The following is a 12449-nucleotide window of genomic DNA, read 5'->3' on the forward strand; positions in this document are numbered from 1 at the left end:
TCGTACGATCCCCGCATGGACCGACCCGCCACCCTGCGCCCGCCGCTGACCGAGGCCGAAGTGGCCGACGCCGAGCGCGCGCTCGGCGTGCGCTTCCCCGCCGAGTACCGCGCCTACCTGCACGGCCCGGACACCGCCGGGTACGGCGTGGTGCGCACCGGGGACGGCTGGCGCTGGCCCGGGGACGACCACCTGCTCCGCGAGCTGCTGCCCGAGCCCTTCCCGCACCCCGACTCCTACGCGGAGGCCGACCACGCGCTGTGGGACACGGAACCCCGGGAGGAGGACTTCGACGACCCCGCCGCGATGACGGCGGCCTGGAACGCCTGGGACGCGGAGTGCCAGGAGTTCGAGGACCGCAAGACGGCGGGAGCCATGCTCCTGCGGGAGCACGGCTGCGGCTTCTCCACCCTGCTGGCGGTCTCCGGCCCGCTGGCCGGCACGATGTGGTGGGACGGTCGCGCCACCTGCGACCGCATCGTCCCGCTCTCCCTCGACCACGCGGGCGGCGGCCGGCCCGTCACCTTCGGCGAATGGCTCGGCCGCGACTCCTGGGACCTGCTGCCGCCCGGCTGGGGTCCCTCCGGCTGATATCCGCTGGCCCGGCCGTGGCGGACGCTGTTGGATGGCCCGATGGACGGCTACGAGATCTCCACCGACCCCGACCGGCTCGACGGCGAGCGGGTCCACCGCTGGCTCTCCGAGGACGCCTACTGGGCCCTCGGCCGCAGCCGCGAGAGCCACGACCGCGCGGTCGCCTCCTCCCTCAACTTCGGCGCGTACGACAGCGTTTCGGGCACCCAGGTCGGCTACGCGCGCATCGTCACCGACTTCGCCACCTTCGCCTGGCTCTGCGACGTGTACGTGGACCCCGGCGCCCGCGGCAAGGGCCTCGGCGCCGCCCTCGTCGGGGCGGTGAAGGACCACCTGGCCCCGTACGGCCTGCGCCGCATCATGCTCGCCACCGCCGACGCGCACGAGGTCTACGCCCGCGCCGGCTTCGCGCCGCTGGCGACGCTGGAGAAGTGGATGCTGTTCGGCGAGCAGTAGCCTCAGCCGGGCCAGGCCGCCACGAGCTCCCGGTAGCCGGGGAAGCGGGGCCCGGGGACCGTCTCGTCGGCCGGCCCGCCGTCCAGCCAGCGGACCCGGGAGGTCTCGCTCTCGGTGTCGAGCAGGCAGCACACCCCGCCGACGGCGGCCGTGAAGCCGGTGAAGGCCTCCCTGATGCCCGCCGACTCCTCGAACAGGCGGCTCATCCGCGAGGTGGCGGCCGTGAACTGCAGCGAGGCGTGGCGGGGGTGGAGGGCGGGCGCGAACCGCACGGTGAGGTACACGTAGCCGATGTCGAACCGCCCCGGCCCCACGGGTTCGAGGTGGGATTCCGCCGCGTACGCGTCCACCGCGGGGTCGGGGCCGCACAGGACCGAGAGGTCGAGGCGGAGGTCGCCCCCCGCGGAACAGTCGACCGGGTCGCTCTTGAACCAGGACGTGTACGGGAGGTCGACCCGGCCCCTGCCGGGCAGGGTGACCGCGAGCGGCGGCACGTCCCGCCGGGGCGGCGCCAGCGCGGGCAGCCCGGCCAGCGCCCCCGCAACGCCCCGAGCGGGCAGGAACACCTCGTAGCTGTAGTCGAGCCCCATGAGTCCCCCATACCGGTCCGCCCGCCCCGGATCCTCGCACGGCCCGCCCACGGGGGCACGCGGGTTTCCGCCGCTACGGCCGCCAGCGGACGCGGTGTTCGGCGAGGTGGGCCAGGACCGAATGGTTCGCCTCCCATCCGTCCGGGAACTTCACGGTCACGCCCAGCTGGACCGGCTCCGTCGACGGGTGGTCGTCCAGGAGGTCCGCTATCCCCGCCCGGGCCACCACCACGCAGGCGTGCCGGTGCCGGGAGGCCAGGACGCACAGGCGGCCCGTCTCCAGGTGGAACGCCGTCGCGTCGGGGCGGCCCGACAGGGGGTGCAGGACCACCGTGAGGTCGTACTCGCGGCCCTGGAGCCGGTTCGCCGTGTCGACCGTGACCCCCGTGACGCCCCGCGCGGCCAGCGCCGAGCGGACGGCCGCCGCCTGGTCGCGGTGGGCGGTGCCGACGGCGATGCGGTCCGGGGTCAGGGGCGAGGGGGCCGGGGAGCGTTCGTCGGAGGTCACCGCGCCCCGGTCCAGTGCCCGGCGCACGACCAGGGCCACCGCCGCCACCGCCTCCGGGTCCGTGCGCGGGGTGTGCCGGGCGGGGAGCTCCAGCAGCCCCCACCCCGACGCGGCGGCCTCGTCCAGCACCCGGTCCGGGCCCGAGCCGTCGCCCGCGACCCCGTACGCGAGACGGCGCTCGCCGGGGCCGGTGCCGCTGCGGAACTGCGAGTAGGGGTAGAAGGCGCGCGAGACCAGCGGCGCGGCCGTCGCCGGGAGCCGCCACGACACCGGCAGCCGGTGCTGCGGCAGCCCCGGGTTGTGCGCGAGGAGGGTGGAGACCGCCGACGCCGAAGGGTCGTACGACAGTCCGGCCCACTGCTCCGCGCCGACCACGCTGAACGGGTCCAGCTGCCCCGGGTCGCCCACGAACAGCGCCCGCTCGAACAGCCCGGCCACGGCCAGCAGCGCGTCCGAGCGCATCTGGTACGCCTCGTCGACGATCGCGTGCTCCCACGGCGCGTCGGCCTTCACGTACGCCCACTTCGCGGCCGTGGAGATGGTGACGGGCAACTCGGCCAGGTCCGCCGGCTTGGCGGACAGGGTGACCGAGGGGAGCCCGCGCAGCGCCGGGTCGTAGGCGTCGCCGTCGCTGCTGTGCAGCCGGCCCACCTTCAGCTCCGGGTCCTTCTCGGCGAGCCGCAGCACCAGGTCGTCCACCTGCGCGTTGGTCTGCGCGACCACCATCAGCCGGCGTCCGGCGGCGGCCAGTTCCCGGGCCGCCCGCACCACCAGCGTCGACTTGCCGGCCCCCGGCGGGGAGTCCACCACCACGCCCCGTTCGGTGCCGTGCAGGGTGTCGTGGAGGATCGCGGCGGTGGCCCGGTCGGCGGCCGCGCCCGGGTCGAAGGCGGTGGTCACAGGAGGTCCTCGTCGGTCACGGCGTCCAGGGCGGGGGCGGTCGAGGAGCCCGGCGGGCCGCCGTGCGTCCACGGGGTGTGCTCCGGGTCGGGCAGCTTCGGGCCGCCGCGCGCGTCGTGCTCGAAGAGGGTCCAGCAGTCCCGGTCGCCCTTCTCCGGCACCGAGCCCGGTACCGGCTCCCGGCCCGCGCCCATCTTGTCGAGCACGCGCAGCACCAGCTGCCCGTCCTCCTCGTACCGTACGAACTCGAAGGCCTGCTGGCGCCCGTCCAGCGAGCGGTACACCTTCCCGCCGCCCCCGTCCGCCAGCTGCGGCAGGTCCTCGGTGGCGACCGTCACCAGCGGGCGCGGCCGGGGGCGCTTGCCCTCCGTCCACTCCGTCAGCACCTCGGTGACCTCGCCGGCGAAGGCCTCGCCCGCGAACCGCCGTCCCGCCATGACGAGGGGGTCGTCCAGCGCCTCCTGCGCGTCGAGGCGCACCTGTTCGGTCTCGCGGGTGGCCAGCTTCTGGGCCGCCGTCACCGCGTCGTCGCGGCGCGGCTGCGGCGGCTCGCCCGCCCGTACCCGGTCGCGGTGGCCGGTGAAGGACCAGCGGTCGCGGGTCCAGCGTTCCTCGGTGCGCTCGCCCGGTGGCAGGGTGCGCATCAGGTCGACCGCTGCCCAGGTGTGCCACCAGGCGGTCTCCATCTGGCCGAGGACCAGCCGCCGGACCGCGCGCTCGGCGAAGCGCGCGGTGTCCCCGCCGCCGTCCGCGTCGGCCGCGCGTGCCGAGTCGTACTTCGCGATCGCCGGGGCCAGCAGCCCGTTGTCGAAGGCCGGGTCGGTGGCCGGGCCGGCCGGCGGGACGGTCAACTGGCCTTCCCCGTCCCGCGCGAGTTCCACGCGCAGCGCGAACTCGGCGCCCGAGACGCCCTCCGGCGGGTCGATCCAGCCCAGCAGCGCCCCGAGGTGCTGGTCCTCCAGGTTGCTCTGGCCGGTCGCCCAGTGCCGGCCCAGCAGTTCGGTCGCGGACAGCAGCATGGCGGAGCCGGGGACGCGGGAGCGTTCGGCGAGGTGCGTGAACCAGCGGCCGAGCAGCGGCACCCGGGTGGGTGCCGGGTACGGGTTCTCCGGGTCCTCCTCGGCGGTCCGGCGGAACCGCATGGACCGGCCCAGCAGGCGCACGTACTCGATGCCCGCCCGGCTCGGCACGATGATCTGCGGGGCGTCCACGCACAGTTCGGCCTCGACCTTGACCTTCTTGCCGGTCTCCGGGTCGGTCTCGGTGCGCTCGGCCGGCTCGACGGCCTCCGTGTAGGGCTCCACGTACGCCATCACCTGCGCGGCCAGGTCGGCCAGGAACCGCCAGCGCAGGTCCCGGTCGCGCGGCTGGGGTATGACGAAGATCCGCGGCTCGTTCCGGTCGGTGCCCACCATCGCCCCGAGCGGGGCCCCCGCCTCACCGGCGGTGGTCAGCGGGACGAAGACCAGGGGCTCGGCGCTCAGGTGGCGGTGCCGCACGGTCGCGAGCGGCTGGGCGCGGCCCGCGCGGACGGCCTCCAGCCGGGCCAGGGTGCTCAGCAGGGGCATTCGGGGGTCTCCGGGGCCTCGTACGGGGGTCGGGCGGCGGCCAGGGCCAGGGCCTCGGCGCGCAGCCGGGCCGCGCGGCGCAGCGCGGCGGCGGTGGGGTCGTCGCCGGGGCCCTCGCCGGGGCCGTTGCCGGGCCCGTCGCCGGAGCACGCCCCGGCGGCCGCCGCGAGGGCCGCCCCGACGGTGGTCAGGCCGCCCAGCTCCCCCCGTACGGCACGGCCCAGCGCGGCCGGTTCCCCCGCGTCGCGGGCCCGCTCCCGGCAGTGGAAGGCCAGTTCGCAGGCGGCGAGGCACTCGGGGGCGTAGGCGGCGGAGACGGCCGAGACGGCCTCGGTCAGTTCGGCGGCGGGCCGGGCGGGGTCGAAGCACAGCCCCTGCGGGAGCCCGTCGGCCAGTTCCTCCACCCGGGTCAGCCGCTCCAGCTGGCGCCGGGTCACCGACCGCTCCCGGCGTACGTCCACGAGTGCGGCGGTGGGCAGGTTGGAGAAGTCCTTCGGGCAGACGAGCAGGACCTGGTGGCCGACCTCGGCGCCCTCCAGCTTCCCGGCGGTCTGCTCCAGGGCCAGCACGTAGACGGCGGCCTGCCGTGCGGCGGCCCCCACCTTCGCGGCGTCGGCGGCCCCGTCGATCATCGGGAACGACTTGATCTCCACCACGGTCCAGCGGCCGTCGGGGTGCACCACGACGGCGTCGGGCTCCAGGTACGCGGGGGTGCCCGCCACTTCCAGGGCCAGCATCGGATGGTCCAGCAGCGTCCACGTCCGCGCGGCGGTGGCCTCCCGCAGGGCCAGCGCGGTGCGGGCGGCGCGCCCCTCGGGCCCGGCGGCGGTCAGGTCCGGCACCCGGGAGTCGGGCCCGGGCGGCTCGGCCCCGCCGCCGAGGCGGTCGTGGGTGAGCCGCAGCAGCTCCAGGCCGCCGTCGCCCTTGACCCGGGCCTCGAAGGAGTTGCCGCGGACGATCGCGAACTGCGACTGCCCGAAGGCGGCGGGGGAGCCCAGTGCGGCCGCGAGCGCGGTCTTGTCCACCCCGGCGCCGTCGAGCAGGGCCCGTCTGCCGCAGCCGGGGTTGGCGGCGAGGGCGGCGAGCGCCCGCGCGTCGAGCGGGCGGGGCGGCACGGCGGGGCCGCGCAGGTCGGCGAGCCGTTGCCGCAGTGTCGTCTGGGGCGGGCCGTCGGGCGGGTAGGAGCTCACGGGCGGAAGTGTCCCATCCGCCACTGACAATCGTGGTCATACGGCGGAAACGCCCAGTTCTGCCACCCCCCTCCGGGCGGCACGCCTTCCGCCGGCGTCGGGGATGATGGACGGACGCTGAACCCCCACGGACCGGGAGAAACACAGATGGCCCCCCGCATCCTGCTGGCCCGCCACGGCCAGACGGCATGGTCCCTGCTCGGCAAGCACACGGGACGCACGGACGTGCCGCTGCTGGAGGAGGGCAGGCTGGGGGCGAAGCGCCTCGGTGAGCGCCTGGCCCGGGAGCCCTGGGCGAGCCTGCGCGGCCTGGAGGTGCGCACCAGCCCGCTGGTCCGCGCGAGCGAGAGCTGCGACCTGGCCGGCTTCGGGGCCCAGGCCGATCCGTGGGACGCCCTCATGGAGTGGGACTACGGCGACTACGAGGGCATGACCCCGGCCGAGATCCAGGCGGTCCGGCCCGGCTGGCTGATCTGGCGCGACGGGGTCCCCGGCGGCGAGTCCGTCGCCGACGTGGCGGCCCGTGCCGACGAGGTCGTGGCCTGGGCCCGCTCGGCGGAGCGCGACGTCCTCGTCTTCGCCCACGGCCACATCCTGCGCACCCTGGCCGCCCGCTGGCTCGGCTTCGAGGCCTCCTTCGGGGCCCGCATCCGCCTGGAGCCCACGTCCCTGTCGGTCCTGGGCTGGGCGTACGGGGCCCCCGCCCTGGAGCGCTGGAACGACACGGGCCACCTGGAGGGCTGACCCGGCCGGGTCAGCCCTCCAGGGCGCGGGGTGCCGCGCGCACGGCCGGGCCCGCCCGGTCCGACCGCCCGCGGCGCGCTACGCCTCCGCGTGCCGGGTCAGGAAGGCGCCGACGCGCGGGGAGCGCTGGTGCGGGACCAGGGTGCGGGCCGTGCCCGCCAGCATCGACCGGACCCGGGTCGAGTGGACCTCGGCCAGCAGGTCCAGCACCCGGCCGCCGGCCCAGGCGGCCTCGTCGGGCGCGCCGGCCCGGGCGAGGTCGTCGGCGAGCTCCGCCGTGTAGAGGGCGACGTTCCGCGCGAAGTGCGGGTCCTGGAGGTCGGCGGCGCGCCGGGCGTGCCGGGCCGCGCGGGCGTGCTCCCCGAGGGCGGCCCAGCAGCGGGACTCCAGCGACTCCAGTTCGGCCTCGCCGAAGAAGGACATCCACTCCGGGTCCTCGGCCGACGCGCCCCGCGCGAAGTCGGCGTGCGCCCGTGTCAGGGACTCCTCGCAGGCCCTGCGGTCCCCGAGCCCGGCCCAGCCGCCCGCCTCCCGCAGGGCCAGCAGCGCCAGCAGCCGGGGCGAGCCCAGCGGGCGGGCCGCGCGCCGGCCCGCCTGGGCGGCCCGTACCGCCTCGCGGTGGCGGCCGCGGTCCCGGGCGAGGAAGGCCATGTTGCTGAACGCGTGCGCCTCCAGCGCGGCGTTGCCCGAGACCCGGGCGGTGGCCAGGGCCTCGGCGTAGTGCGAACGGGCGTCCTCGAAGCGGCCCGAGTCGTGGGCCAGCCAGCCCACCGAGACGGCCAGCTCCCCGGCCCCCGCGTGCAGCCGGTCCTCGGTGGACTGCCGGGTGGCCCCCGCGTCGAGGAGGGCGTACGCGGTCTTCAGGGGCTGCGCCGCCCGCCGGTAGAGGGCGTCGGCGCCGTGCCGGTCGTCCAGCAGCCGGATCTGGCGCACCGCGTCCTCGACCGCGGCGGCCTCGGCCTCCCCGGCGCGGGAGGGGAGCCGGCGGGTGTCGCCGAGCAGGGTGAGGCTGAGGGTCGCGGCCGCCACGGTCGCGGAGCCGCCGGTCATGAACGCGCGGCGCAGCACGTCGCTCTCCTTGGAACGCTGGACGGGATGGGTGGAGACGGGCGGCGCCGGCAGGGTGCGCTGGGCCCCCCGGCCGCGCACCGCCTCGCGCGGGGAGAAGCCGAGGTCGGCCAGGGTGCGGCCGGGGAACATCTGGAGGAAGACCCGCTCGTAGGCGTAGTTGGGGCAGCGGATCTCGCCCGATTCGACCCGGCCGATGTAGCGGGCGTCGCAGGAAACCGTTTCGCCGATCTCCCGGGCCGCGCGGCGGACCATGGCCGCGAACTCGGCGGGGGAGTGCGCTCCGCGCAGCCGGCGGAAGGAGGTGTTGGGTGAGTGGGGGGACGCCGTCATGGACGTGTGCCTCTCTGGACGATCCCAAGGTGTCCCGCAGGACCCCCTGCCGATCCGTGCCGATCCCTGTCGGTCCCTGTCGGGCTCGTTCCGGAGTCAGGGCTCCGGCGCGCATGAACGTACCGCCAGTGGTGGGCGCTCCACGCGGTGTTTGGCTACAAAACGGATATCTCACCCGCGATCCGCCATGAACTGCCATCCTTTGCGGCGTCTTGCCGCCGCACCCGTTGACGCTTCCGTGCGTTGAACCCATGCGGATACGGATCGAGGAGGGGTTCCCCTTGGTGGAGGTCGGCATGGACGGCATCGGAACGAACACCGCGCCCGGACCCGGCGCGACCTCCCCGGCCCCGGACCTGGTGACCGTGCCCGCCCGTCAGGGCCTGGAGGCGGTGGACATCATCCGCCGCGGCGCGGGCCTCGCCCCCGGGGTCGGTCCGGTGCTGCACGACGGCTCCGGCGACACCCTCGGCTTCCTCGTCCCGCCCGGCACCGCCGACGCCTGGGACCTGCCCGGCAGTGCCTGTACGCAGACCAACGGGCGCGGCATGCGCTTCGGCGACCTCGCCGCCGCGCCCACGGCGGGCGGTACGGGCTGGCTGCTGCCCCCCGAGGCGGTGGGGCCGGTCACGGACCCCGAGGTGCTGCGCGCGGCCCTGGGCGAGGCGGCCCGGCTCATCGAGGCGGCCGACAACTGTCGGTGATGCCCTGGCCAGCGATAATGGGGGCGTGGCAGGCAAGAGCAAGGGCAGCAGGGGCAGCAGGGGCGGCGCGATAGCGGACGCCGGACCGGTCGCCGGGCAGGTGGGCGGCGGTCTGGCCGAGCTGGCACCGGACCGCGAGCGCTCCCGCGCCTGGACCCTGCTGATCGACGGCGCCCCGCAGTCCCACGTGGACCTGGACGACCCCGGGTACCTGGACTTCGCCTACCAGCGCCGGATCGGCCACCTGATCGACCTTTCGGCGCCCGCCCGGCAGCCCCTGAACGTGGTGCACCTGGGCGGCGGCGCCTTCACCCTGGCCCGCTACACGGCCGCCGCGCGCCCCCGCTCCACGCAGCAGGTGGTGGAGATCGACGGGGCCCTGGTGGCCTTCGTTCGGGAACACCTGCCGCTGGACCCGCAGGCGCGGGTCCGCGTACGGGCCGTGGACGCGCGGGCGGGGCTCGCGAAGGTGCCGGACGGCTGGGCGGACCTGGTGATAGCGGACGTGTTCAGCGGGGCGCGCACCCCGGCCCACCTGACCAGCGTGGAGTTCCTGGACGACGTGCGCCGGGCGCTCTCGCCCACCGGGTGGTACGTGGCCAACCTGGCGGACGGCCCGCCGCTGGCGCACCTGCGGGGCCAGGTCGCGACGGCCGCCTCGCGGTTCGCGGAGCTGGCGTTGGCGGCGGATCCCGTCGTCTGGCGGGGGAAACGTTTCGGCAATGCGGTGCTCGTGGCCTCCGACCGCCCGCTGCCCGTGGCGGAGTTCACCCGCCGCGTGGCGAGCGACCCCCACCCCGGCCGGGTCGAACACGGCCGCGCCCTGGCCGACTTCACCGGCGGCGCCGCCCCGGTGCGGGACGCCACCGCCACCGCCTCCCCGCAGCCGCCGCCCTCGGTCTTCCGCTGACCCGGCCTTGCGCCGGCCCCGGCCGGCCGGGGCCTCACGGGTCGACCGTCTCCACCACCGGCGGGTGGTCGTGCCAGGTGCAGAACACCGACACCTCGCGGCTGCCCTGGGTGAAGGTCACCCGGATCCAGAAGTCCTGCTTCCACACCTGCATCCGCCAGCCCGCGTCCGGGGTCGCCGAGACCAGCGCGGCCGAGGCGGCCCCGAGGTCGAAGACGACCCGGCCGCCCGACACCGCGTAGCTCTTCACCGTGCCGGACCCGCCGCCCTGGCCGCCCTCCGGGTACGGGCGCTGGCCGGGCGCCGGCGCCTGCTTCGGCTTCGCGGGCGGGGAGGGGGAAGCGCCGGCCGCCGCGGACGCGGACGGCGACGGCGACGCGGACGGCGACGCGGACGACGGGTCCGAGGGCGCCGGCGCCGGACCGGTCCCCCCGGCGGAGGGGGACGGCGGCGCGGCCTCCGGGGCCCTGGCCGTCAGCGGCACCGCGCGCGGGGGATCGTAGGCCGTCCCGGACATGACCGTGTGCACGCCCCACCACGACAGGGTCACGGCGGCCGCGGTCGCCAGCACCCAGGCCATGGCATGTACAGGTCCTCGTCGCATCAGGGCACATACTGCACCACACGTCACAAGGCCGTCCCCGCACCTCCCCGGGTCCCCCGGATGGACTACGGTGCGGCCATGGCTAGTGTGCTCGTGGTCGAGGACGACCAGTTCGTACGTTCCGCCCTCATCCGGCACCTGACCGAGGCCTCCCACACCGTGCGGAGCGTCGGCACGGCCCTGGAGGCCCTGCGCGAAGTCGCCCACCACCGCTTCGACGTGGTCATCCTCGACCTCGGACTGCCCGACCTCGACGGGTCCGAGGCGCTCAAGATGCTCCGCGGCATCACCGACGTACCGGTCATCATCGCCACCGCCCGCGACGACGAGGCCGAGATCGTCCGGCTCCTCAACGACGGCGCCGACGACTACCTGACGAAGCCCTTTTCCGTCGAGCACCTCTCCGCCCGGATGGCCGCCGTCCTGCGCCGCGCCCGCGCCGCCGCGGGCGCCGAGCCGCCCTCGCGCGTCCTGCGCGTCGGCGGGCTCGCCATCGACCCGCTGCGCCGCCAGGCCGAGCTCGACGGTGCCGTACTCGACCTCACCCGGCGGGAGTTCGACCTGCTGGCCTTCCTCGCCGGACGACCCGGGGTGGTCGTGGCCCGGCGGGAGCTGCTCGCCGAGGTCTGGCAGCAGTCGTACGGCGACGACCAGACCATAGACGTGCACCTGTCCTGGCTGCGCCGCAAGCTCGGCGAGACCGCCGCCCGGCCCCGCTACCTGCACACCCTGCGCGGGGTCGGCGTGAAGCTGGAGCCGCCGCTGTGAGACGGACCGCCGGGAGACGGACCGCCGGGAGGTGGACGCCGTGAGGTGGGCGCTGGTCAAGGTGTGCCTCGCGGTCACGGCCATGGTGGTGCTGGCCTTCGCGGTGCCGCTGGCGATGGTGGTCCGGGAGATGGCCAGCGACCGGGCCTTCTCCAACGCCGAGCGGCAGGCCGCCACCATGGGGCCGACCCTGACCGTCACCACCGACCCCGCACAGCTGCGCCGGGCCGTGGAGTCCACCGAGATGGGCGCCGCCGGGCGGATGGCCGTGCACGTGCCCGCGATCGGGGGCGCCGCCGCGGTGGACATCGGCGAAGGCCGCGCCGGGGCGCACGCGGTGGCCGAGACCCGCTCCCTCGGGCGGGCGACCACCGCCGGTGTCCCCGGCGGGGGTTCGGCACTGCTCCAGCCCATCGCCCTCGGCTCCGGGGACATCGCCGTCATCGAGATCTACGTGCCGGAGGCCGAGGTCAGCAACGGGGTCACCACCGCCTGGCTGATCCTCGGCGGCGTCGGACTCGCCCTCGTCATCGGCTCGGTGGCCGTCGCGGACCGGCTCGGCGCCCGCCTCGTGCGCCCCGCCGAACGGCTCGCGGACGCCGCGCACCAGCTGGGGGAGGGCCGGCTCGGGGCACGGGTGCCGGAGGACGGCCCCAAGGAACTCCGCTCGGCCGCCGTCGCGTTCAACTCGATGGCGGACCAGGTCGTGGAACTCCTCGCCAACGAGCGGGAACTCGCCGCCGACCTCTCGCACCGGCTGCGCACCCCCCTGACCGTGCTGCGCCTCAACGCGGCCTCCCTCGGCGACGGTCCGGCCGCCGAGCACACCCGGGCGGCGGTGGAGCAGCTGGAACGGGAGGTCGACACCATCATCCGCACCGCCCGCGAGCAGCGCCCGCCCGCCAGCACCGCCACCGCCGGCTGCGACGCCTCCGAGGTGATCCGCGACCGGATGGCCTTCTGGTCGGCGCTGGCGGAGGACGAGGGCCGCGAGGTCCGGCTCGCGGGCGTGGACCGCACCGTGCGGATCCCGGTGGCCCGCCCCGAGCTGGCGGCCGCCCTCGACGCCATGCTGGGCAACGTCTTCCGGCACACCCCGGAGGCCACCCCCTTCGCGGTGGACGTGCACGACGCCGGGGACGCCGTCATCGTCCTCGTCTCGGACGGCGGCCCCGGCATCGCCGACCCGGACGCCGCCCTGCGCCGCGGCAACGACGGGGCCCGGGACGGTTCGACGGGGCTGGGCCTGGACATCGTGCGGCGGGTCGCCGAGTCCACCGGCGGCGACGTGCGGATCGGACGCTCGGTGCTCGGCGGGACCGAGGTGCGGGTGTGGATCGCGCTGGACGACCGGGCCCGCACCGGCGAGCGCGGCGCGCGCTCCCGCCGCGCCCGCCGCAAGCGCCGCGGCGCCTGACGCGGGCGCGCCGCCCGCCCGCGCCGCCCGCGTGGCGACCCGCGGCGGGGTCCCGCACACCCGGGATCTTGGAGCGATACGTTCCGCCGTGCCGT

Annotated in this window: 13 protein-coding genes; 7 read left to right on the plus strand and 6 right to left on the minus strand. The window is 76.2% G+C overall.

Annotation, left to right across the window (positions count from 1 at the left end):
* Positions 1-15: 15 nt before the first annotated feature.
* Together ACIPW5_RS18950 and ACIPW5_RS18955 are read left to right on the plus strand one after the other, a co-directional pair.
* Positions 16-591, plus strand: coding sequence for an SMI1/KNR4 family protein (locus ACIPW5_RS18950; protein WP_401245992.1), 576 nt, complete (start codon positions 16-18; stop codon positions 589-591).
* 42 nt (positions 592-633) lie between these two features.
* Entirely contained in the window at positions 634-1050 is a 417-nt protein-coding gene (locus tag ACIPW5_RS18955; protein WP_401245994.1) for a GNAT family N-acetyltransferase, read from the plus strand.
* 2 nt (positions 1051-1052) lie between these two features.
* On the opposite strand, the gene ACIPW5_RS18960 is transcribed toward ACIPW5_RS18955, so the two are convergent.
* From ACIPW5_RS18960 to ACIPW5_RS18975, 4 genes are all read right to left on the minus strand, one after another.
* Complete coding sequence (locus ACIPW5_RS18960) at positions 1053-1640, minus strand: hypothetical protein (RefSeq protein WP_401245996.1); 588 nt, start codon at positions 1638-1640, stop codon at positions 1053-1055.
* Between the two features lie 73 nt (positions 1641-1713).
* The gene (locus ACIPW5_RS18965) at positions 1714-3048 is read right to left on the minus strand and encodes an AAA domain-containing protein (RefSeq protein ID WP_401245998.1); all 1335 of its coding nucleotides are present in this window, start codon (positions 3046-3048) and stop codon (positions 1714-1716) included.
* The gene (locus ACIPW5_RS18970) at positions 3045-4616 is read right to left on the minus strand and encodes a hypothetical protein (RefSeq protein ID WP_401246000.1); all 1572 of its coding nucleotides are present in this window, start codon (positions 4614-4616) and stop codon (positions 3045-3047) included. Before ACIPW5_RS18970 ends, ACIPW5_RS18965 begins: the two co-directional genes overlap by 4 nt.
* Entirely contained in the window at positions 4604-5836 is a 1233-nt protein-coding gene (locus ACIPW5_RS18975; RefSeq protein WP_401246002.1) for a hypothetical protein, read from the minus strand. Before ACIPW5_RS18975 ends, ACIPW5_RS18970 begins: the two co-directional genes overlap by 13 nt.
* A 117-nt stretch (positions 5837-5953) precedes the next feature.
* Here ACIPW5_RS18975 and ACIPW5_RS18980 point away from each other — a divergent pair, with 117 nt between their 5' ends.
* Positions 5954-6550 carry a histidine phosphatase family protein gene (locus tag ACIPW5_RS18980; protein WP_401246004.1) on the plus strand — a complete coding sequence of 199 codons (597 nt, stop codon included), beginning with the start codon at positions 5954-5956 and terminating at the stop codon, positions 6548-6550.
* A gap of 78 nt (positions 6551-6628) precedes the next feature.
* On the opposite strand, the gene ACIPW5_RS18985 is transcribed toward ACIPW5_RS18980, so the two are convergent.
* The gene (locus ACIPW5_RS18985; RefSeq protein ID WP_401246006.1) at positions 6629-7951 is read right to left on the minus strand and encodes a tetratricopeptide repeat protein; all 1323 of its coding nucleotides are present in this window, start codon (positions 7949-7951) and stop codon (positions 6629-6631) included.
* A gap of 296 nt (positions 7952-8247) precedes the next feature.
* Here ACIPW5_RS18985 and ACIPW5_RS18990 point away from each other — a divergent pair, with 296 nt between their 5' ends.
* Both ACIPW5_RS18990 and ACIPW5_RS18995 read left to right on the plus strand, forming a co-directional pair.
* Positions 8248-8655, plus strand: coding sequence for a hypothetical protein (locus ACIPW5_RS18990; protein ID WP_401246199.1), 408 nt, complete (start codon positions 8248-8250; stop codon positions 8653-8655).
* 25 nt (positions 8656-8680) lie between these two features.
* On the plus strand, positions 8681-9565 hold the full coding sequence (locus tag ACIPW5_RS18995) for a spermidine synthase (RefSeq protein ID WP_401246008.1): 885 nt from the start codon (positions 8681-8683) through the stop codon (positions 9563-9565).
* A 34-nt stretch (positions 9566-9599) separates the two neighbouring features.
* Here ACIPW5_RS18995 and ACIPW5_RS19000 read toward each other — a convergent pair whose 3' ends face one another.
* Positions 9600-10169: a hypothetical protein gene (locus ACIPW5_RS19000; RefSeq protein ID WP_401246009.1), complete on the minus strand. Its 570-nt coding sequence runs from the start codon at positions 10167-10169 to the stop codon at positions 9600-9602.
* Between the two features lie 78 nt (positions 10170-10247).
* On the opposite strand from ACIPW5_RS19000, the gene ACIPW5_RS19005 reads away from it, so the two are divergent.
* Both ACIPW5_RS19005 and ACIPW5_RS19010 read left to right on the plus strand, forming a co-directional pair.
* The gene (locus ACIPW5_RS19005; protein ID WP_401246011.1) at positions 10248-10937 is read left to right on the plus strand and encodes a response regulator transcription factor; all 690 of its coding nucleotides are present in this window, start codon (positions 10248-10250) and stop codon (positions 10935-10937) included.
* A 40-nt stretch (positions 10938-10977) separates the two neighbouring features.
* Complete coding sequence (locus ACIPW5_RS19010; RefSeq protein WP_401246202.1) at positions 10978-12354, plus strand: sensor histidine kinase; 1377 nt, start codon at positions 10978-10980, stop codon at positions 12352-12354.
* Positions 12355-12449 lie beyond the last annotated feature (95 nt).

This window comes from Streptomyces sp. NPDC090077 (genome assembly GCF_044747545.1).
In the GTDB taxonomy this organism is placed as follows: domain Bacteria; phylum Actinomycetota; class Actinomycetes; order Streptomycetales; family Streptomycetaceae; genus Streptomyces.